22 protein-coding genes are annotated in these 21,629 nt (G+C 41.7%); 11 read left to right on the top strand and 11 right to left on the bottom strand.

The window, feature by feature from the left end:
- Positions 1 to 179: 179 nt before the first annotated feature.
- From BK820_RS13495 to BK820_RS13490, 3 genes are all read left to right on the top strand, one after another.
- On the top strand, positions 180 to 1,049 hold the full coding sequence (locus BK820_RS13495; protein ID WP_048882256.1) for an SDR family oxidoreductase: 870 nt from the start codon (positions 180 to 182) through the stop codon (positions 1,047 to 1,049).
- Positions 1,050 to 1,271: 222 nt separating this feature from the next.
- A complete protein-coding gene (locus tag BK820_RS15530; protein WP_171260620.1) occupies positions 1,272 to 1,448 on the top strand; it encodes a hypothetical protein in 177 nt (58 codons plus the stop codon).
- 163 nt (positions 1,449 to 1,611) lie between these two features.
- A complete protein-coding gene (locus BK820_RS13490; RefSeq protein ID WP_071321218.1) occupies positions 1,612 to 2,289 on the top strand; it encodes a type 1 glutamine amidotransferase domain-containing protein in 678 nt (225 codons plus the stop codon).
- Positions 2,290 to 2,400: 111 nt separating this feature from the next.
- On the opposite strand, the gene yfcF is transcribed toward BK820_RS13490, so the two are convergent.
- A complete protein-coding gene (gene yfcF / locus BK820_RS13485) occupies positions 2,401 to 3,066 on the bottom strand; it encodes a glutathione transferase (RefSeq protein WP_071321217.1) in 666 nt (221 codons plus the stop codon).
- A 233-nt stretch (positions 3,067 to 3,299) separates the two neighbouring features.
- Between yfcF and BK820_RS13480 the strand changes: the two genes are divergently transcribed.
- On the top strand, positions 3,300 to 4,016 hold the full coding sequence (locus BK820_RS13480) for a glutamine amidotransferase (RefSeq protein ID WP_071321216.1): 717 nt from the start codon (positions 3,300 to 3,302) through the stop codon (positions 4,014 to 4,016).
- 130 nt (positions 4,017 to 4,146) lie between these two features.
- Here BK820_RS13480 and BK820_RS13475 read toward each other — a convergent pair whose 3' ends face one another.
- The 4 genes from BK820_RS13475 to tkt all read right to left on the bottom strand — a co-directional run bounded on the left by BK820_RS13475 (position 4,147) and on the right by tkt (position 7,832).
- Positions 4,147 to 4,734, bottom strand: a complete 588-nt coding sequence (locus tag BK820_RS13475; RefSeq protein ID WP_071321215.1) for a YceI family protein — start codon at positions 4,732 to 4,734, stop codon at positions 4,147 to 4,149.
- 129 nt (positions 4,735 to 4,863) lie between these two features.
- The gene (locus tag BK820_RS13470) at positions 4,864 to 5,319 is read right to left on the bottom strand and encodes a GNAT family N-acetyltransferase (RefSeq protein WP_071321214.1); all 456 of its coding nucleotides are present in this window, start codon (positions 5,317 to 5,319) and stop codon (positions 4,864 to 4,866) included.
- Between the two features lie 176 nt (positions 5,320 to 5,495).
- The gene (locus BK820_RS13465; RefSeq protein WP_004812556.1) at positions 5,496 to 5,711 is read right to left on the bottom strand and encodes a hypothetical protein; all 216 of its coding nucleotides are present in this window, start codon (positions 5,709 to 5,711) and stop codon (positions 5,496 to 5,498) included.
- Between the two features lie 132 nt (positions 5,712 to 5,843).
- The gene (gene tkt / locus BK820_RS13460; protein WP_071321213.1) at positions 5,844 to 7,832 is read right to left on the bottom strand and encodes a transketolase; all 1,989 of its coding nucleotides are present in this window, start codon (positions 7,830 to 7,832) and stop codon (positions 5,844 to 5,846) included.
- 858 nt (positions 7,833 to 8,690) lie between these two features.
- Between tkt and metK the strand changes: the two genes are divergently transcribed.
- The 3 genes from metK to BK820_RS13445 all read left to right on the top strand — a co-directional run bounded on the left by metK (position 8,691) and on the right by BK820_RS13445 (position 12,235).
- Positions 8,691 to 9,857, top strand: coding sequence for a methionine adenosyltransferase (gene metK, locus BK820_RS13455; protein WP_004812553.1), 1,167 nt, complete (start codon positions 8,691 to 8,693; stop codon positions 9,855 to 9,857).
- A 168-nt stretch (positions 9,858 to 10,025) separates the two neighbouring features.
- On the top strand, positions 10,026 to 10,370 hold the full coding sequence (locus BK820_RS13450) for a hypothetical protein (protein ID WP_004894290.1): 345 nt from the start codon (positions 10,026 to 10,028) through the stop codon (positions 10,368 to 10,370).
- A gap of 653 nt (positions 10,371 to 11,023) precedes the next feature.
- Positions 11,024 to 12,235, top strand: a complete 1,212-nt coding sequence (locus tag BK820_RS13445) for a YeeE/YedE family protein (protein ID WP_071321212.1) — start codon at positions 11,024 to 11,026, stop codon at positions 12,233 to 12,235.
- A 65-nt stretch (positions 12,236 to 12,300) separates the two neighbouring features.
- Here BK820_RS13445 and BK820_RS13440 read toward each other — a convergent pair whose 3' ends face one another.
- The 3 genes from BK820_RS13440 to BK820_RS13430 form a co-directional block, all read right to left on the bottom strand.
- Positions 12,301 to 12,810, bottom strand: a complete 510-nt coding sequence (locus BK820_RS13440) for a hypothetical protein (RefSeq protein WP_071321211.1) — start codon at positions 12,808 to 12,810, stop codon at positions 12,301 to 12,303.
- Positions 12,811 to 12,876: 66 nt separating this feature from the next.
- A complete protein-coding gene (locus BK820_RS13435; RefSeq protein ID WP_071321210.1) occupies positions 12,877 to 13,656 on the bottom strand; it encodes a TIGR03915 family putative DNA repair protein in 780 nt (259 codons plus the stop codon).
- A complete protein-coding gene (locus tag BK820_RS13430) occupies positions 13,656 to 14,915 on the bottom strand; it encodes a putative DNA modification/repair radical SAM protein (RefSeq protein ID WP_048882266.1) in 1,260 nt (419 codons plus the stop codon). Before BK820_RS13430 ends, BK820_RS13435 begins: the two co-directional genes overlap by 1 nt.
- Before the next feature lie 205 nt (positions 14,916 to 15,120).
- On the opposite strand from BK820_RS13430, the gene BK820_RS13425 reads away from it, so the two are divergent.
- Positions 15,121 to 16,167: an NAD(P)H-dependent flavin oxidoreductase gene (locus BK820_RS13425; protein ID WP_071321209.1), complete on the top strand. Its 1,047-nt coding sequence runs from the start codon at positions 15,121 to 15,123 to the stop codon at positions 16,165 to 16,167.
- 69 nt (positions 16,168 to 16,236) lie between these two features.
- On the opposite strand, the gene BK820_RS13420 is transcribed toward BK820_RS13425, so the two are convergent.
- The 3 genes from BK820_RS13420 to dusB all read right to left on the bottom strand — a co-directional run bounded on the left by BK820_RS13420 (position 16,237) and on the right by dusB (position 19,294).
- The gene (locus tag BK820_RS13420; RefSeq protein ID WP_048882268.1) at positions 16,237 to 16,908 is read right to left on the bottom strand and encodes a glycine zipper domain-containing protein; all 672 of its coding nucleotides are present in this window, start codon (positions 16,906 to 16,908) and stop codon (positions 16,237 to 16,239) included.
- Positions 16,909 to 17,366: 458 nt separating this feature from the next.
- Positions 17,367 to 18,023, bottom strand: a complete 657-nt coding sequence (locus tag BK820_RS13415) for a hypothetical protein (RefSeq protein WP_071321208.1) — start codon at positions 18,021 to 18,023, stop codon at positions 17,367 to 17,369.
- A 245-nt stretch (positions 18,024 to 18,268) separates the two neighbouring features.
- Positions 18,269 to 19,294 carry a tRNA dihydrouridine synthase DusB gene (dusB, locus tag BK820_RS13410; RefSeq protein ID WP_071321207.1) on the bottom strand — a complete coding sequence of 342 codons (1,026 nt, stop codon included), beginning with the start codon at positions 19,292 to 19,294 and terminating at the stop codon, positions 18,269 to 18,271.
- Between the two features lie 81 nt (positions 19,295 to 19,375).
- Between dusB and BK820_RS13405 the strand changes: the two genes are divergently transcribed.
- From BK820_RS13405 to BK820_RS13395, 3 genes are all read left to right on the top strand, one after another.
- Positions 19,376 to 20,581: a DUF1615 family protein gene (locus BK820_RS13405; protein WP_026056709.1), complete on the top strand. Its 1,206-nt coding sequence runs from the start codon at positions 19,376 to 19,378 to the stop codon at positions 20,579 to 20,581.
- Positions 20,548 to 21,237, top strand: a complete 690-nt coding sequence (locus BK820_RS13400; protein ID WP_071321206.1) for an HAD-IB family phosphatase — start codon at positions 20,548 to 20,550, stop codon at positions 21,235 to 21,237. Before BK820_RS13405 ends, BK820_RS13400 begins: the two co-directional genes overlap by 34 nt.
- 99 nt (positions 21,238 to 21,336) lie before the next feature.
- Positions 21,337 to 21,629: transposase family protein (locus BK820_RS13395; RefSeq protein WP_213030830.1), on the top strand; the 293-nt coding region annotated here is incomplete at its 3' end.

Raw genomic sequence — 21,629 nt, 5'->3', positions numbered from 1 at the left:
ATGATCTCTATGAATCACACATCTAATATCTTTATATAAACCTTCAAATGTAAACCTAATTCAACAAATGCAATCTCCTGCATAGATTCTGTTATGAAATGTCAGGTCTTAGCCTATTTCTGGAAAATCTCCCTAATATATTTTTCTGTCATTACACTAAACAATGGACCTGAAAATATATGAATAATTATCCTGAAACCCCAAATTCAACTGAAACACAAGACCATCAGCCTGGTGTTCAGACTGCAATGAACCCAGAGCCAGAGATCATTAAACCTCACTATAAAGGTAGCGAGAAATTGAAAGGCAAAGTTGCTCTTATTACCGGTGGAGATAGTGGGATTGGCCGTTCGGTATCTGTCCTGTTTGCCCGTGAAGGAGCGGATATCGCGATTTGCTATCTGGATGAAGATCAGGATGCAAAAGATACAAAGAAAATGGTTGAAGCAGAAGGACAGCGCTGTCTACTGATCAAATGTGACTTGCAGCAACCAGAAGAAATTCAAGATCTGGTGAAACAGACTATTCAGGAATTCAAGACAATTAATATTCTGGTAAATAATGCAGGAGTACAATATCCGCAGAAAAGTATTACCGATATCTCTCCTGAACAGCTATATCAAACTTTTAACACCAATATTCTGAGTATGTTTCATTTAACTCAGGCGGTTCTCCCACATATGCAGGCAGGTGACAGTATTATTAATACCACCAGTATTACCAGCTATCACGGACATGATGAACTGATCGACTACTCCAGCACTAAGGGTGCAATTACCACGTTTACCCGTAGTCTTTCGACCAATTTGCTGAAAAACAAGACAGGTATTCGTGTTAACGGGGTTGCACCCGGCCCGATCTGGACCCCACTTATTCCAAGTAGTTTTGATGAAGAAACCTTAAAAGAATTTGGTAAACAGACACCGATGGGCCGCATGGGACAGCCAAGTGAAGTCGCTCCAGCCTATTTATTTCTGGCTAGTGAAGAAGCCAGCTATATCTCGGGTCAGGTGATTCACGTAAATGGTGGCAGCATTGTTAATGGCTAAATAAAAGCTTTAGGATAATGGCTCTAGGATCATTATCCTGTTCAAAATTAAGATTTTAAAATTGACTTCATCTTTAGAACTAAAAATAAGTTAGATATAAATGTTCCAGTCATTTAATGAGCTATAAAACAATTCAAACAAATCCTGACAGAAGCTTACTTTGCCTAAATCAAGTCCTTGTTATAGTCATTCCCATATTAGACCGCATGTGAGGATCAGACTATGCCTAGAGGTGATAAATCTGACTATACGGAAAAACAGAAACGGCAAGCTAAACATATTGAAGAAAGTGAGAAAGAACAAGGACGTTCTGAAGAAGAGGCTGAACGTATTGCTTGGTCTACAGTCAATAAACAGGATGGTGGTGGAAAGAAAAAGAAAAGTTCTGATCAATCATAATGATGTTTTCCACAACATTTGTTTTAAGAATTGCCACACAATATCAAATCCAAGCTGTTTTAAATTTAAGTTTCCAGTTTAACGATGGCAATTTTTCTCCTATCCATCTATCCAATAATTTTACTTATTAAATTTTAAATCTGACATAATCTTAGGTAAATATATGAAAATTTTGATTGTTCTGACCTCACATGATCAACTTGGTGACACAGGCGAAAAAACCGGTTTCTGGCTAGAGGAACTGGCTGCACCATATTATCGATTCATTGATGCGGGAGCCGAAATCACTTTAGCCTCCCCCCAAGGTGGTCACCCGCCGCTTGATCCTAAAAGCAGTGCTGAAGATGCCCAAACTGAAGCAACCAGACGTTTTGAAGCAGATGAAACTGCTATGCGTGCTTTAGCCAATACCCATAAATTAAGCGAAGTAAATGCAGATGAGTTTGATGCCGTATTCTATCCAGGTGGGCATGGTCCGTTATGGGATTTAGCCAATGACTACACTTCAATCCATTTAATTGAAGAAACCTTGCAATCCAATAAGCCTGTCGCACTGGTCTGTCATGCGCCAGGAGTACTGAAAAAGGTAAAAGATAGTGAAGGCCACTCAATTGTGTCAGGCAAATCAGTGACTGGTTTCAGCAATACCGAAGAAGAGGGAGTCGGCCTGACGAATATTGTTCCATTCCTGGTCGAAGATATGCTGAAGGAAAATGGCGGGAACTATTCCAAAGCTGATGATTGGCAAGTCCATGTGCAGCAGGATGGCTTACTGATTACCGGACAAAATCCAGCATCATCTGCAGCAACGGCGGATGCCCTATTAGATTTATTAAAATAACATCCTGAAGATGTCCATGAATAAATAACTCCTGATTTCTGCTCAATTCAGGAGTTATATAAACAATTAAATCATGACTAAAATCCATCAACCCTGAAAGCTTTTCTCAACTCACGGTACATCAAATGGTGATGGATCCCATGTACCTCGTTCCAGTTCTCTTAGTTTAAACCAGACATGTACAGATTCTCGCTGAAAATTCCGCATGACATAACTATAAAGTTTTTCAGAAATACGAACTTTAAAACTCAATAATCGATGTAGCATGAAGGCTAAATCAAAATCTGCAATACTCCATTGTGAACTTAACCATTGATCGCCAATCAAAGCCTCACTTACTCTGGTTAATCGATCAATTTCCACCTGAGTATGCCGGTCTGGAACATAGGGTTCTGGTAATGGCTGAAAGATACCTGTTGAAGGCATATTTTGACATATCAGACTAAAATCAGATTTAAGCAATGCCTGAACCGCCCGACATTTAGCACGCGCCCGAATATCTGCCGGATAAAGAGCCGGATAATCAGGTGCTGGAAAAAGCTCGTCCAGAAACTCAGTGATTGCCATGGATTCAAAAATTGACCAGCCATCCACAGATAAGCAGGGAATTTTTCCAGTTTTACAGATTCTTAGATAGGTATCCGATTTATTTTCATCCTTATCCAGATCAATTTTAATCTCTTTAAAATCGACATGTTTTTCTCTAAGGGCCACAAAAACCGACATGGCATAGGGACTTAATCTTTTACGATCAATATAAAGGCTTAGACTTTGCATAGCATGGCTCCCCTAATGGAGTTGTTATCAGTATATAAAACTATGGGATTGCATACGGTCATCAAGTTCCAAGTTATACCCAAACTGAAGTGAACAATAGCGGAGTATCTTTACAGAGTTTAAGCAATTGCAACCAATCCACTGCTAAATGGAGGAGCTCATTGAGCTGAATTCAGCTTTCCAAGTCATATGATTCACGTTAAATTAAATCATTTCTTTGATCAGTCACCATCATGCTTAATTTTGACGAATTTCCAGACATGGTCTATGCCATCCAGCATCTTGCCTTTGAAGACCTTGGCGCGTGGGAAGATACTTTCTATCAGCTCGGCCTACGCGTACGTTATTTTGAAGCAGGGGTCGATGACCTGACCCAGGCATTTGAACATACAGGTCTGACGGTGATTTTAGGTGGTCCAATCGGCGTTTATGAAACTGAAGACTATCCTTTCTTACAACAGGAAATAGACTTACTGAAAGTTCGTTTACAGCAAAATTTGCCGACTTTAGGAATTTGTTTAGGTGCACAGCTCATTGCGCATGCATTAGGAGCAAAAGTGTATGCAGGTCATAGCAAAGAGATTGGTTGGTCCAAGCTTAGCCTTGCATCTGTAGAGAATAATCCACTAAAAAATCTGGAAAATCTTGAAGTATTACATTGGCATGGAGATACGTTCGACCTGCCCACAGAGGCTGAGCTTCTGGCAAGTTCTGCGGTCTATCCAAATCAGGCTTTCCGGATTGGCAGCAATATTCTGGCACTGCAATTTCATGCTGAAGTGGAAGCTGAGCGTCTGGAGAAATGGCTGATTGGCCATACCTGTGAGCTGCGTCATGCGAATATCGACATTGCAGCCTTACGTGCCGACAATCAGCAATATGCTGCTGCTTTAGAAGCTGTATCGGTGTCCATTCTTCAAGAATTTCTCAAGCACATTCAAACCAGCTAATTTTTATTCTTCAAATTAAGTGGATGATAAAAGATATTTATTCAGATTAGCTATCTACTAATTTCTAGCAAAGCTTAATTTTCATCCATAAAAAAGCACCCAACAGGGTGCTTTTTAAATTTGTCTTTTCTTATTTTTTCGCAGCGGATACAGATGCTTCAGTGGTAATGTTTACAGTAATTTTATCACCGACATTTGGCACATAAGCGCCCACATTGAAAGCTGAACGGTTAAATGACGTGGTCGCATTGAAGCCAATTGTTTGCAGTTTTGTCATTGGATGAACGGCCTGTTTATTTAATACTGCATCCAGCACAACTGGCTTGGTTACACCTTTTATAGTCAAATCACCGGTGATTTTATATTTGTTTTTACCTAAAGCCTGAACCTTGGTACTTTTAAACGTGATGTTTGGATATTTCTCTACATCAAAGAATTCTGCTTTTTGAATATGCTCATCCAGTGCTTTAACATTGGTATTAATACTCGATACCGGAATAGTTACATTCACTGATGAGTTAGCAGGCTTTTCATTATCAACCGTAATCGTGCCCTGAATATCACTAAAGTTCGCAGATGGTGTCGAGAAACCAAAGTGACTCCAACTAAATACGGTCGCGGTATGGCCTGGATCAATGGTATACGCAACCGGCTTCGCCATAGAAAATGTTGCTACCGATGAAACCGCTAAGCCTAATGCTAATGTTTTGAAATTCATGTTTTTATCTCTCGTTTTGGATGTTTTCAAGTGTATAGAATTCAGAAATATTTACAGCCCTAAAGATAAAACGTTTTGTTGCAGCGATGAAACGATAAAATTGTAAGTTATTTTTTTAATTTTTGAGCTTTAATCCATTCGGTATTGGATGAAACCGGTTTTCTTGGCAACCTGATCATAAAGCTGCTGTGCTTGTCGATTGCTCTCATGAGTTAACCAATACACTCGATCACATCCACGCTGTTTGGCATCTACATATACTTTCTCAATCAAGGCTCGTGCCACACCCCGCCCTCGAAAATCAATATGCGTATAAAGATCTTGCAAATAGGCATACGGCGTTAAAGTCCAGCAGCTGTCATGTTGAATGACATGCACAATGCCGATAACCTGCTGATTCAGAATCGCTGCGAATCCATACATATTGCCGAATGTCAGATCAGTAAGCCTTTGCCAGGTATGCTGATCTACCTCTTCACTGAGCTGAGTCTGATAAAAATTCTGGTAATCCAACCATAATGGCAACCACTCCTGCTGTGTAATATTTTCTAGAGGCTCAATTTGAATCTGGTCTTGTATCATCATTTTTATACGATTCTTCTATTTCAAATAGATTCAATTAGCTTAGGCTATTTTGATGATTAAGATAAGATATTTTTTATTTTTACTCATACCAATTTTTTAAAATATATCTATGACTCATACAGATGATTATTTTTGTACAAAAAAAGCCCCATGTGGGGCTATTTAAGTCTTCAACTTTAAAGCTTTTCCACCAGAATACGGTCAATCTGCTTTAAACCAGAATGTTTTTCATGGTTCTTACGACGCACTTTAATAATTTTTTCAGCCGCCAGATCCTGAAGTAACAGCTCAACTGCCATCATTGCTTCAAGAGGCAGATCCTGCCCGATCCATTTCTGTTCGCCTGCATCCATTAAAGTAATTTCATCGTTAATTTGTTCATACAAGCTCATGTTTATCTCACTCTTTCATTTTGACTATGGGAGAACTTTTTAGCGGTTGCCACATGAAAACAACACTAAAAAGTGAAAAACAAAAGACGCCCCAAAACTGGGGCGCCCTTAAAAAACGACTTAATCAGTTGATTAAGCAATAATCTCTTTTACAGCTGCTACAACAGCTTCAGTTGTAATGCCGAAGTGTTTAAACAGGTCTTTAGCAGGTGCAGATTCGCCATAAGTGGTCATACCGATCACACGGCCATCCAGACCTACAAATTTCCACCAGTAATCCACATGTGCAGCTTCAACCGCTACACGTGCACGAATATTTGAAGGAAGAACCGCTTCACGATACGCAGCATCCTGTTTCACGAACTCTTCAGCACATGGCATAGATACGACACGCACACCTTCGAGCTGTGCATAAGCTTCCATTGCAAGAGAAACTTCAGAACCAGTCGCAATGATGATCGCTTTCAATTCGCCTTTTTCTTCAGCCAGAACATAACCACCTTTCGCTACATTCTCAATTTGTGCTTGAGTACGCGTTTGGAATGGCAGGTTTTGACGAGAGAAGATCAACGCTGTTGGACCTTCTGAACGCATTAAAGCAGATTTCCAGGAAATCGCTGCTTCAACGGTGTCACATGGACGCCATGTATTCAGGTTTGGTGTACCACGCAAAGATGCGATTTGTTCGATTGGCTGGTGTGTAGGACCATCTTCACCCAGACCGATTGAATCGTGAGTATATACATGGATCACACGTTGTTTCATCAGTGCAGACATACGTACTGCATTACGTGCATATTCCATAAACATCAGGAATGTTGCTACATAAGGAATGAAACCGCCATGCAGTGCAACACCGTTGGCAATCGCAGTCATACCAAATTCACGTACGCCGTAGTGAACATAGTTACCTGCTGGATTGTCCTGTACGCCTTGCGCGCCTTTCCAAAGTGTCAGGTTAGAACCTGCAAGGTCAGCAGAACCACCTAGTACTTCTGGTAGTGAAGGCACAAGAGCTTGTAACGTATTTTGGCTCGCTTTACGTGTCGCAATCGTTTCTTCTTTTGCATTTACTTCAGCAATGTAAGCATCTGCTTTTGCAACGAAGTCAGCTGGAAGATCACCAGAAAGACGGCGTTTTAATTCAGCTGCTTCTGTTGGATATTTTGCTGCATAAGCGGCAAAAGTTTCATTCCATGCTGCTTCAGCTTGTGAACCTTTTTCTTTGGCATCCCAAGCTGCGTATACATCTTCAGGAATAACAAATGCTTCGTCTGACCAGCCAAGCGCTTCACGAGTCAATACGATTTCGTCATTACCTAAAGGTGCACCGTGACAGTCTTCTTTACCCTGTTTGTTTGGTGAACCTAAACCGATCACTGTTTTACACATGATGATGGTTGGTTTGTTCGCTTCAGCTTTTGCTTCAACAGTGGCTTGACGAATGGCATCAGCATCATGACCGTCAACTTTGATCACTTGCCAGCCATAAGATTTGAAACGTTGCTCTGTATCGTCAGAGAACCAGCCTTCAACTTCGCCATCAATCGAAATGCCGTTATCATCATAGTAAGCGATCAGCTTGCCTAGACCCAAAGTACCCGCTAATGAACATGCTTCGTGAGAAACACCTTCCATCAAGCAGCCATCGCCCAGGAAGCAGTAAGTAAAGTGATCAACAACTTGAATATCGTCTTTGTTGAATTGCGCAGCCAGCGTTTTTTCAGCCAGTGCAAAACCTACGGCATTGGCAATACCCTGGCCTAATGGACCAGTAGTGGTTTCAATACCAGGTGCATAGCCCAATTCCGGATGACCTGGAGTTTTAGAATGCAATTGACGGAATGATTTCAAATCTTCGATTGAAAGATCATAGCCCGTTAAATGAAGAAGTGCATATTGCAGCATTGAGCCGTGACCATTCGACAATACAAAACGGTCGCGGTTCGCCCAATTCGGGTTAGTCGGGTTATGGCTTAAAAATTCGCGCCAAACCACATCAGCGATGTCTGCCATCCCCATTGGAGCACCTGGATGTCCTGAGTTTGCTTTTTGCACAGCATCCATTGCCAATACACGAATTGCGTTTGCAACACGACGTTCATTAAGCGGGGTTGTCATAAATCAGTGTCCAAATAATTCAGAAATAGAAAATGATGAAAAGACTTTCAAAACTGCTGCATATTGTCTTAAAAAAACAGCGAGGGGTAAAGACCAGCCTACAATATTTATCACTTTATTGTTGTTTAGATTGGTCAACGTACATTTAATCTACACTTTTAAGTACAGGCACCGGTTAATACTCAATTTTCATCACAATAAAAACCCTAATTTTCTTATGTTTTACAAGCGAGTTCCCTTCTAGCAAATTTTTATTATTAGCTTGAAAATGTCAGTCACTTAAATATACATATATAACTTTTATTGATTCAAATTATTTCTCTCATCGGCAGGACTAAAAATAAACTAAAGCTCGCTGCTGTATTTTACCTTTTGCCCTCTTCTTCGTTTTTAGTAAATAAGGCCTAGTCTGTAGGCTTATACATCTAATGAAATTTTATAAATTTTAGATCAAAGTCTTGATGCAATTCTTCTATATATTATGCGCCGATCAGATTAATAAAGTTTTTAGCTCATTAACCTTAGCTTAAATCATCACGATTGATGGAGTGGTTTGCGACAGTAAAATGCATTTTCAAACAATAAGATTGCTTCTTCTTTGGAAAAATTAATCTAAGGTATAAGAAGCCTAGCTCTGCTGCTACAAAAAATGACCAAAAAAAGCTACCAGATTTTTCTTGAGCAAAACATAAGCAAAAGCCACTGATATGAGCGGTATATCAGTTTTTCAAATACCAGTATTCAAATAAAAACAAATTAAATTGAAACAATTTCAGCCAATTTTACCGTTCAAACCTAGTCCTTCGACGCAACACGATGTAACATATCGGGTCTTTAAATTTAACTGTGATAGGACTTATGCGCGAGTACGCTGTATTTACCTCGGAATCTGTAAGCGAAGGCCATCCAGATAAAATGGCTGACCAAATCAGTGATGCTATTTTGGATGCAATCTTAAAAGAAGACCCATATGCGCGGGTTGCTTGTGAAACGCTTGTAAAAACGGGTGCGGTTGTACTTGCCGGTGAAATCACAACAACTGCAAACGTCGACTTTGAAGCAATCGTACGTCAAACCGTAAATGGCATTGGTTATCATCATTCTGATCTTGGCTTTGATGGTTCAACCTGTGCCGTGATCAACATGATCGGTAAACAGTCCCCTGAAATTGCTCAGGGTGTAGACCGTCAAAAGCCAGAAGATCAAGGTGCCGGTGACCAGGGCCTGATGTTTGGTTATGCCAGCCGTGAAACTGACGTATTAATGCCTGCGCCAATTTCTTATGCGCACCGCCTAATGGAAAAGCAGGCTGAATTACGTCGTAATGGCTCATTACCATGGTTACGCCCAGATGCGAAAAGCCAGGTAACTTTCGCTTATGAAAATGGCATGCCGGTACGTTTAGATGCAGTGGTCCTTTCAACTCAACATGATCCTGAAATTTCACAGGCGAACCTGAAAGAAGCTGTGATTGAAGAAATCGTGAAGAAAATCATTCCAGCTGAAATGTTCCATGCAGAGACCAAATTCCACATCAACCCGACCGGTATGTTTGTAATCGGTGGTCCTGTAGGTGACTGTGGTCTGACTGGCCGAAAAATCATTGTAGATACTTACGGTGGTATGGCGCGTCATGGTGGTGGTGCATTCTCTGGTAAAGATCCATCAAAAGTTGACCGTTCTGCTGCTTATGCAGGTCGTTATGTAGCGAAAAATATCGTTGCGGCTGGACTTGCTGATAAATGTGAAATTCAGGTGTCTTATGCAATTGGTGTTGCTGAGCCAACCTCTATTTCAATCAATACCTTTAATACCGGTAAAGTATCTGACGAGTTGATCGTTCAATTGGTTCGTGAGCACTTCGATCTGCGTCCATATGGTATTACCCGTATGCTAAACCTGATCCAGCCGATGTATAAGCAAACAGCAGCTTATGGTCACTTCGGTCGTGAAGGTTCAGATACTGCGTTTACCTGGGAAAAAACAGATAAGGTTGAAGCATTACGTGCTTCTGCTGGACTGTAATTTTTCTTGCTTAAAAAGCCTGCCTTCGAGCAGGCTTTTTTGTTTTCAATAGTTTATAAAACGGTTGACAAAATTTACATGAACGCCACATTTTGTAGCATTCTGAAGCACGTGATTCCGATAATATTTTTATATCAATGATCTATGACAACAAAAGGATATAACACAATGAATAAACTTCTTATCGCTTTAGGTTTGGCGACAACTGTGGCACTTGTAGGCTGTAGCAAGGAGAAACAACCTGAAACTGGCGCAAGTACAGGTGAGCACCTGGAGAATGCTGCGGAACAGGCAGGTCATGATATGGAAGATGCGAGCCGCGAAGCTGCAGCTGAAACCGACCAAGCTCTGGATAATGCAGCAGCAAATACGGCGGAAGCAACAGATAGAGCAGCCGCAAGTGCTGAAGCTGCAGCCCAACGTGCTAAAGAAGCAGCCAAAGATGCAACAGCCTCTGTTGCAGGTTCAGTTGAAGAAGGCGCAGCAAAAGTACGCCAAGAAGCTGAAAATTAATTCTGGTTACTTGATTCTTTTTCAAGCCCCCAGTGCTTTAAAAAGCCTGCATTTTGCAGGCTTTTTTATTCTCTCACCTATCTTTCAGATTTGATACCTGGAAAAGTGAATCCTGAAGCCGAACTCAGCCAATTGATCTGGATTTATATTATACGTAGTTACTCAAGAACTGGCGTGAGATTGCAATATAGCTGGATCATCATGCATTGGAGCCTTGGCCCGTGCTTGGGATGAGATCAGTGTTCATGCCAATACCACCGCTAAATCATTAAAAACTAGCAGACCAGCTACCCTTGTCTTTTCTGTACGAACATTATTTCCCACGTCTTAAATCTTGCTCAGTCTTAAGCAACTGATCTCAGCTGCCGCAATAATGGTAGGTATGTTTTCACTGGCAATTTTAGACGCGATTAGCAGCTTACTTTACCAAGACGTCAAAGCTAAATGCCAGTTAATATATTCCCTTTTTTGCTATCGCTGCCATGCTGTTCCTTTACTGGAATATCTCGCTCTTTCACTTCAATCTGATTTAATATAAATTAAATTGATATGATGAATCAGATATTGGAATGTAAATTCTAGGTTTTGGACTCGCTTTGAAAAAGCAGCGCTGTAAAATGACACACTTTATTTTTTGATATTTTATCTCTCCTATGTCAGCGATTGCTGCATCCTCAAACCGATCTAATATATCGGTTTGGGTATCATTTATTTTACTTGCTTTAGGTACGGTCGGTGCCTATCAAATCGTAGGGCTGAATCAGGCGCTTTTGTTCCTGGTCGGTGGCGCCTTGGGCATGACCCTGTACCATGCCTCCTTTGGTTTCACTTCTAGCTGGCGTGTGTTTATCAAGGAACGCCGCGGTCGTGGGTTACGCGCGCAAATGATTATGCTCGCTCTGGCAGTATTGCTTTTCTTTCCCGCCCTTGGTGCTGGTGAGCTGTTCGGTAATCCTGTCAAAGGCAATGTTAATCCTGTTTCCATGTCAGTCATGATTGGTGCCTTTATTTTCGGTATTGGTATGCAGCTCGGTGGTGGCTGTGCATCAGGTACGCTCTATACCGTTGGTGGTGGTAGTGCGCGTATGCTGGTAACTCTGTTCTTCTTCTGTGCCGGTTCGCTGATTGCAACGTCTCATCTCGACTGGTGGTTTAATCTGCCACATCTGGCACCCATTTCGATTGTGAAAAGTTTCGGGGTAGTACCTGCCCTGTTACTCAGTTTTCTGGTATTTGCAGTTATTGCCGCTGCGACTGTGTTCCTCGAAAAGAAACGCCATGGCAGTCTGGAAGCTGAACCACAAAGCCAGTATCAAGGTTGGAAACGCTTTCTTCGTGGACCATGGCCATTGATCTGGGGCGGTATCATTTTAACCCTGCTTAACTTTGCGACTTTGGCAATGGCTGGACGTCCATGGGGGGTAACTTCTGCCCTTGCCGTTTGGGCAGCGAAATCGGCAAGTTTCGTAGGTGTAGATGTTGCTTCTTGGGCATATTGGCAACAACCAGGCAATGCTAAAGCATTATCAGAATCACTGTGGTTTGACATCACGTCGATGATGAACTTTGGCATCATGCTTGGCGCCCTCCTTGCTGCAAGTCTGGCAGGTAAATTTGCACCGAATTTCAATATTCCAAAACGTTCATTACTGGCAGCAGTCATTGGTGGCTTGATGCTTGGCTACGGCGCACGTTTGGCTTATGGCTGTAACATTGGCGCATATTTCAGTGGTATTGCTTCAGGCAGTGTACATGGCTGGTTATGGCTGGTATTTGCCTTTGTGGGGAATGGTATTGGGGTAAAACTCCGTCCGATTTTCTTCCCGGGCGAAAAACCTCAGCCAGAAAAACTGACCGGCTGTTAATACTCCAGCATAAAGAAGCCCATCTGATGATGGGCTTCTTTTATGCACTGAATAATTTTAAAAATTTATAGTGCCGCTTTTAGATTACAACCATAGTTCATGGTTTGTTGTACCTGACGATAGCTGGTATAGCGATCCAGAATAAAGGTATAGAATTGATCAGCCGTTAAAAAATTCGCTTTAAGATCTTCTTTTTCTGTATTTGGCAGCTGAATATCATTCACTAAATTAAGATTGTAATGTCCCAGTCGATACATCTCGGCAAAATAGCCATTCATCATATCGCAATAGGCCATTTTACTGGACTTAAGTGCTGTGCTTGCGACCAAATGCTGATTCAAGGTTCTCAGGTTATTTACATCTAAAGGGAACTGATGCGCAAAGGCAATACTTTCGACTTTCTTAAACTGGCTAAAGTCAGTTGCCAGTTTTTGATTGAGGGTATCAAAGCGTTGCTGTAATTCCTGAGCATTTTTAACCTGATACTGAGCGGGGTCGACCTCAACCTTTTCGGGTTCTTGCGAACATGCAGTCAACGTCAAGCCTAGCGCCAATGTACTCAGCCATACCTTCATAAACACATCACTCAATCAAAAAACAATAGCGCTCTGATTATGCCTGAAAATCCTGAAGCATGTGTTTCAAAGTGCTTTTTCATTCATATATCGCCAATAGCGTTTAGGCACATATTGAATATGCAGCTTCATATTCTTACGTGCTTGAATATTCACACTATGAAAATAGTCTTTCCAAAGCTGGTCATAGAGTAATTCCTCATCATCCAGTTCAACGCTGAAAGACTGACTATGTCCAAGCCGGACTTGTGGATCTATTTGTACGGCATTCATTTCTACCTGATGTAATTTTTTTAAATCATAGTAGATACCATATTTGCGCTGTTCATCATAAATCAGCCAGGTCTGATCCTGATAACGTTCCTTGAAGTGTTTGCTAATAATCGGTAACACATTAAAATCTGGCTTGATCAAACTTAAGAACAAACCATCCTGACATTTTTTGAAACGCACAAAAGCTTCCATCCGGTGCTTTTCACGTCCCACCTGTTTTGCCCATTGTGACATGCCCAATACCGCAGCATGACCATAGTCTTGATCCACTGGACGCTGACTCTGAAAGACATATACCGCAAAGTCAAACAGGACCTGGAAAGCCTGTTCTTGCTCCGCCAAAAAGGTATAGTAAAAAGCCCTCAAGCTGCCTGAACCGACTTTCTGCTTTAAGCCTTGCCAGACACGCTGGCCATGCGCATCATTCGACGCCACATGAATAAAATCATCAAACAGACCATTTTGTGCATGCGGATTGGCAGTAATTCTGACTTCAAATTCACGAAATTCAAAAGCACGAAATATACAGCTCAATAGTCCTGTCATCGTGCCATCAAAACAGTAACAGGCCATCAGAACCCTAATCCCAGTTGAGGTGAAAGTTGCTGCTGATATTTTGAATAACCCGATTGCAATATCTGCTGCCGAATCTGTTGTGACTGCTGTTCTTTTTTAAATTTTGGTGTATCGGCGCAGTGGATAAAATGCTGCGCACGGTTATAAGCCACCCCCATACGTTTCAGCTGATCAATATGAATCTGACCAAAACGGCGCGCCTGAACGATTTTCTTGGCGGAACGCACTCCGATTCCCGGTACTCGCAGAATCATTTTATATTCGGCTCGGTTAAGATCGACTGGAAAGGCTTCCGGATGACGTAATGCCCAGCTGAGCTTTGGATCAATATCCAGTTCCAGATTCGGATGCTGGTCATCGACAATTTCTTCAGCATCAAAACCATAAAAACGCATTAACCAGTCAGATTGATACAGCCGGTTTTCACGTAATAATGGTGGCGCTGAACCCACGGCCGGTAGTGCTTTTTCTTCAGCATTAATCGGGATATAACCGGAAAAATACACACGCTTTAGCTTAAATTCCTTGTAATGCCGATCCGCCATCAGAATGACATCGCGATCCGTTTCATTATGCGCCCCAACCACCATTTGTGTAGTCTGGCCTGCCGGTACAAATTTGGGTACAGCCTTGATAATTTTACTTTCGTCTTTCATCTGAATCAGACGATCACGCACAATGCCCAGATCTTTCTGTACTTCAGCATGAGTTTTCTCTGGGGCAAATTTTCGTAACCCATCTTCTGTTGGCATTTCCAGATTGATACTCATCCGGTCCACATACAGACCTGCTTCAGTAATAATTTCCTGCGAAGCTCCCGGAATGGTCTTAAGGTGAATATAACCGTTAAAGTTTTCTTCCAGCCGCAGTTTCTTGACTACCTGTAGCATACGCTCCATGGTGTAATCGGCAGACTTAAAGATACCTGAACTCAAGAACAGCCCTTCAATATAATTACGACGATAGAAGTTCATGGTCAGATCAACCACTTCCTGCACGGTAAAAGCGGCCCGTTTTACATCATTGGAACGGCGCGAAACGCAATACGAACAGTCATAAATACAGACATTGGAAAACAGGATTTTTAGCAAGGAAACACAGCGACCGTCTTCAGTATAGCTATGACAGATCCCGTTGCCGGTATTGCCTAGACCTTTATCTTTATTCTTTCGATTGCTGCCACTAGATGAACAGGACACATCATATTTGGCAGCATCAGCGAGAATCTGTAGTTTTTCACGTATACGATCAGACATGAGTTCAGTAAAATTTAACTAAAACAGCATTATAAAACTGCAGAATTTCACCTACTATGCAATCGATCAGGACAGCGACAATGAGTGTCGCCGAAAATGTAATGCTTATGTAACTATAGTCGAATATTTCAAAATAAAATAACCAATATGATTTGCTTAATTTTCAAGGCGAAGGCACAGTAAGGTGATAACAAGGAGCAAAGCCATGTCTTTATTGGAAAAATTAGGCATTAAACACCCAATTCTGTTAGCACCCATGGCCGGTGTCTCCACACCTGAGCTGGCTGCTGAAGTCTCTAATCAGTGTGCTTTGGGTTCATTAGGATTAGGTGCCAGTAGCGTACAGTCTGCGCGTGAACAGATTCTTAAAACTCAAGAGCTGACTGATCAGCCTTTTCAGGTCAATTTCTTCTGCCATAAAACTGAAGACTTAGATGACACTGTCGCTCAAGCCTGGATTGAGCAGTTCAAGGATAAATTTGCCCAGTTTGGTATAGAACCACCCAAAACCTTGAAATGCATTTATCCAAGTTTTAGGGACAATGATGATTTCCTGAATCTGGTTCTGGAAACACGTCCAAAAGCGGTGAGTTTTCACTTCGGTATTCCGCATTCTTATCAGGTTCAAGCACTTAAAGAGGCTGGAATTATCACCATGGTTTCTGCGACCAATCTGGCTGAAGCACGTGCGATCGAGGCTGCTGGCATTGATGTGGTGATTGCTCAAGGTATTGAAGCAGGTGGGCACCGTGGAATTTTCAGCACCAAATTTGATGCCTCCGTCAAAACTTCGAATTTAATCAAGCTGATTAAACAGTATTGCTCCCTGCCCATTGTAGCCGCTGGAGGTATTATGGACGGCTATCAGGCACGACAGATGCTGGAGTTTGGTGCTGAAGCCGTTCAGCTGGGAACGGCATTTGTACAGTGCAAAACCTCTAATGCTAATGAAGCCTATCGTAAAGCCTTGCTATCCAAGCCATTGACTCAAGTGACTGCAAGTATTTCTGGTCGTCCTGCGCGTGGCATTATCAATCACTGGCATACTGATATCGACACCCCAGATCGCCTGGATGTGCCAGCCTATCCATATACTTATGACCTGGCCAAGCAATTACATGCAGCAGCCGTTCAACATGGCGATCATGGCTATGGCGCTTTCTGGGCTGGCTCAAATGCCGCACAAACACGCGAAATGGAAGCTTCAGACCTGGTTAACCAGCTGGTTCTGGAGATTAAACATCGAGAATAAGTAGTTTTTCTTCTCATTAAAATAAAAAAACCTCTCAATATTGAGAGGTTTTTTTATGAGAAATAGAAGTTAGCGAGTCGCACGATGCCATGCATCTTTCACTGCAAATTTGGCTTCTTCCCAATTGAGACGGGAATCACCTTTAACCTGTTCCCATTTGGTACGCAAATCAGGTTCAGCTTCATTAAATTCTTTACCATTGTAATATTCACGGTTTTCATAACCGAGGCGATATGCGCTACGATAATCCCGATCATAGTCTAGATCACCATAAACATTACGGCTTTCACTATAATAAGGCGTCTGATGATGCTGTTCACGCCAGTAGTGATCATCGTCCTGTAAATTTTCTGAACCTGAAAGTGCAATACCTTCTGGTGTATCTAGCGTAGGTCGTGCTGATTCTGCCATTTCATTTCCAGCTAGGCCACCTACTACTCCCCCAACAAGGCCGCCAACGACTGCACCTGCAGGACCACCAACTGCTCCAATCGCCGCACCTGCTGCAGCGCCACCCAACGTTCCAGCACTGGTAGCCACAGGATGATCACCCGCTTCATTCATATCGGGGACACGATGGCTTTTGGTATCTGGTAAATTTAAATCTGGGCGTGCACTGCCTGAAGTGGTTGGGCTGCTTTTTAATGCTTCATCATCTCTTAATACATCAGTCCGTTCTTGAGACAAATCACGATGTGAAGCTGGGTTAATATCTGAAACTGGTCGATTGGTATTTGTCATTCTAAATCTCCCTTGATCTTTTATAGCCAAGATGGAAATCTCATCTTGTCTTTGATTTATTTATAATAGAGAAAATTCAGGTTAACACTGTCCAAGTCCTGTCCGGTTTCAGTGAATATATACTACGCTATGTACCTGTAGACTACGGATGTAACAGACATGTCTAAATTGCATGAATAAACATCAAATAAGTATAGTTTTTATAACCAGATAATTATAATTTTTTGAAATCCTCAATTTTGTATTTATTCATGAATAGTCGTTTTAAATACATTATCCACTTACCCATTTTCAATGATGACTGTCAGATACCTCGGATATAATAGACGTATTAAAAATAGCTAGTCTTAATTTAAAGGATTCAGACTAATGCTGTAAAGCAAATAAAGGTTAGATTTGTATTTATAGAACAATAAAAAACCTCTCCGAAGTAGAGAGGTTTTATCTAAAAATGTGGTTTAGCGAGTTGTGCGATCCCATGCATCTTTGACTGCATATTTAGCCTGTTCCCAGGTCAAACGAGATTCACCTTTGAATTGCTCCCATTTGCTTCGCAAGTCAGGTTCAGCTTCATTAAATTCTTTACCATTGTAATGTTCACGGTTTTCATAACCGAGCTGGTAAGCCCCGCGATAATCACGATCATAGTCCAGATCCCCATGCACATTGCGGCTTTCACTATAATAAGGTCTGCTCTGATACTCTTCGCGCCAATACTTATCATGGTCTCCTAATAGACTGAAATTTTCAATACCATGGTCTGGATGATCTGGTGTTGAAATATCCTTGCCTGCGATTCCGCCAAGTACGCCGCCAACGACTCCGCCAATCAAGGAGCCTCCTGGTCCACCCACCATACCAAGTGTTGCGCCAATGGCCGCTCCACCTACACTTCCGGCACCAGTTGCCAATGCCTGATCTCCAGCTTCAGCCTCTTTGTCATCTGGATCAAGGGGTCTTGTAGTATCTGCTGGATGTAAATTAGGATCAGTACCTTGTGCGATTGAAGGATCCATTTTCACAACTTCTTCATGTTTTATTGCGTTATTGTCCTCAACCAGATCGGTTTGAGTAGTTGGATTAATCTCTGAAACTGGACGATTAATATTTGTCATTCTGATTCTCCCTTGATTTTATTTAGACAAAATTGGAATTCATCTTGTATATGTCCTTTATCATAGAGAAAATTCAGGTTAATACTGTCCAAGTCCTGTCCGGTTTTAGTGAAGTTAGTACTTAACTCTGTACAGGTATTTCCATCATGTAAACACCTTGCTGTATTGCAGCATACAGATATTAAAAAGGTACTGTTTAAACGACAGTACCTTAAGAAGGAATTCATTTCAGGTAATATGGAAAATCAGGTTGTTTCCAGAAGATTCACCTGCTCGACCTGCACATCACTCATGATCTGACCATACTCCAGCAGGTTATTGAAATAGTCTTCTACCACTTTATATTGATCTGCGGTACTTTCCACCTTATACATATTTTGACGAAACTCATTACTGGAACGCAGACCTTTGGTATACCAAGCAATATGCTTACGGGAAATTCGGCAGCCAGAATATTCACCGTAAAATTCATACAGTTCAGCCAAGTGACCCAGTAATACCTCTTTAACTTCGGCAATACTTGGTGCAGCGAGCTGTTCTCCAGTCTTTAAATAACGTGCGATTTCACGAAAAATCCATGGACGTCCCTGTGCTGCACGTCCAATCATCACCGCATCGGCACCGGTATAATCCAGTACATATTTGGCCTTTTCTGGACTGTCGATATCTCCGTTCGCAATCACGGGAATATTCAATATCTCTTTCACATCTTTAATCAGTGAATAGCGCGCTGTGTTTAAATACATATCTTCGCGAGTACGGCCATGTAATGCCAAGGCCGCAATACCGGCTTCTTCTGCCCGCTTGGCCACACGCATGATATTTTCCTGACCATTTAAATAACCCAGACGGGTTTTTAAAGTCACGGGGACATCGACTGCAGCAACAACGGCATCCAGAATACGTGCAACCAGATCTTCATCTTGCAGTAATGCCGAACCAGCCAGCTTGTTACAGACTTTTTTAGCTGGGCAACCCATATTAATATCAACAATTTGTGCACCGTTCGCGACTTGGTACCGTGCCGCCTCTGCCAGATCACGCGGATCTGAACCGGCAATTTGTGCAGAAATTGGCGCCAGTTCGCCATCGAAATTAGCACGGTACAAACTTTTTTTACTCATGCGCAGTGTTTTGTCTGAAGTCATCATTTCACTAACAGCATGACCTGCACCAAAATATTTGCATAGTGTACGGAACGGACGGTCTGTCACGCCTGCCATGGGAGCAACAATCAAATTATTTGATAGTTGATACGGACCAATATACATATAAATTCATCACTTTGTTGATGAGCATAGTATACTGCATCTGCCTTGATCGCTCATCTGCTGGAATCTGATTTAGACAACATGAACAACACACTTCACCGAATTTTTACTGTTAAATCGTGGTCTGTCCTTGCTTTATCCCTAAGTCTCGCTGGCTGTGGCAATGGTTCCTGGTGGTCTTCTGATGAGCCAACTATGGAAGCTGACCAGATACCTAAAGCGATTCCATCACGTGTCAGCAATCGTGATTCATGGGCTAAAGATATCTATGATATTACCGAACAACTGGGTATTCCCCAAACTAAACAGAATATCTGTACCATCGTCGCAGTGGTGGATCAAGAATCTAATTTCCACGCAAATCCAACTGTTGCTGGTCTGGGCGAAAAAGCAGTAAAAGAAGTTCAAGGCCGTCTGGAAGAAAAATTTACCGAGAAACTTGGTGAAAGTATCGGTGGAACAGTTGCAGGATATTTCCAGGATGTTCTGAAGAATCATCCTACTCCGGATAACAACTATCTCAGCCAGATGCGTAAGGTTAAAACTGAACGTGAACTGGATGAACTGTATCGTGAAATATTTGACTATATGGCCAAACATTATCACGTGAGTGCCCTAACGGGTGCAGCCAAACTCTTTGGTCAAAACATCGGCGAAAAGCTTAATCCGATTACGACTTTAGGTTCGATGCAGGTGCATATTAGCTATGCCAAGGAGCATAAGCGTCAAGGTGGCAATATCGCTGAACTGCGTACCGATCTGTATAGTCAGTATGGCGGTCTGTATTATGGTATTCATCGTCTGATGATGTATCCGGCAGATTATGATAAACCGATCTATCGTTTTGCCGATTATAATTCAGGCATGTATTCCAGTCGTAATGCTGCCTTCCAGAGCATGCTCAATGATCTGACTGAAGCCGAACTAGATCTGGATGGCGATCTCTTGCTATATAGCAAAGATGGCAGTATCCGCTCTCAGAAAAGTCAGTCTGAACGTGAGCTGATCAATGTATTCGCCAAGCATAATTTCATTATTACTGAACGTCAGATCCGTTCTGACCTGAAGAAGGAAAAGGAAAAGGATTTTGAAGACACCATGACCTATCGTGGTGTAGCGAAACTATATCAGGAACAAACGGGTAAAGAACCTTTTTATGCCATCATGCCTGAAGTGGTGATTTCTGGACCAAAACTGAGTCGTGATTACAATACCAACTGGTTTGCTAGCCGTGTAGATGGCCGTTACCAAACATGCATGCGCAAAATCAAAAACCTCAAGCTCTAGCCTTATTTGACTTTGATGGCACCCTGTATTCGCATGACAGCTTTACAGGGTTTATTTTTCATGTCCTGAAAAAACGACATATTATTTGGCGTGGTCTGAGAATTCTGCCATGGATTACTGCTTATTATCTCAAAATCTATCCTGCCCATCGCATGCGACCAAAGCTTTATTTAGCCATGTTTAAAGATGCTGATGTAGAAATAATTTACCCTTTAGCATTGCAATACGCGAATAAGATTTTAGGGAATCTTGACCCTACTCTGTTTGAGCAGCTGAAAATGCATCAAAAGTTAGGACATAAAGTTATATTGGTTTCAGCAACTATTGATCTATATCTGGAAATGATTGCTAATACTCTAAGTATTGAGCTGCTCTGTTCCAAAGTTGAAATCAAAAATAGAAAATTGACAGGAAAATATTTAACACCCGACTGTAGCTGTCTGCAAAAGAAATTACGGATTTTAGAAGCAATCAATCTTGTAGATTACGAGACGATTTATGCTTATGGGAATAGTGAGGAAGATAAAGAAATGCTAAGTTTGGCGCAGCATAGCTATATGGTGGGCTTTAACAAGAAATTACCCGTATTAGAAAATCTAAATACTATAAAAAACTCTCAAATTAGNTCTTTGTGCAACAAAGCCAATGATGAGTAAAAAAAATAATAAGTGTTTANTTTCATAAATCAAAAAACGATCTTCTTTTTGGTTAATATTTGCACTCCGGATTTCTTGGCATTCGTGCATAATCTGCGGATGAAATACATCGATTCAAACAAGCTTTCTGATCCTCAGTTCAAGCGATACACAGGCATCTCATGGTCAACTTTCTATTTGATGGTTGAGCAATTGCAGAAGCATGTCTCTGCCAAAGGCAGACCGCCCAAGTTAAGCCTGGAGGATCAGGTTCTGCTCTGTCTGAGCTATTGGCGGGAATACCGAACCTTATTTCACGTTGCGACGAGTTACGGGGTTTCAGAGCTCACAGCCTCAAGAATTGTCCGTCATGTTGAAGATTGTCTGATTCAGTCCAATCTGTTTAATTTACC

The sequence above is a fragment of the Acinetobacter sp. LCT-H3 genome (assembly GCF_001866125.1).
GTDB lineage: Bacteria > Pseudomonadota > Gammaproteobacteria > Pseudomonadales > Moraxellaceae > Acinetobacter > Acinetobacter schindleri.
Note: the sequence above shows the minus strand (reverse complement) of the source record. Positions and strands in the feature narration are given on the sequence as shown.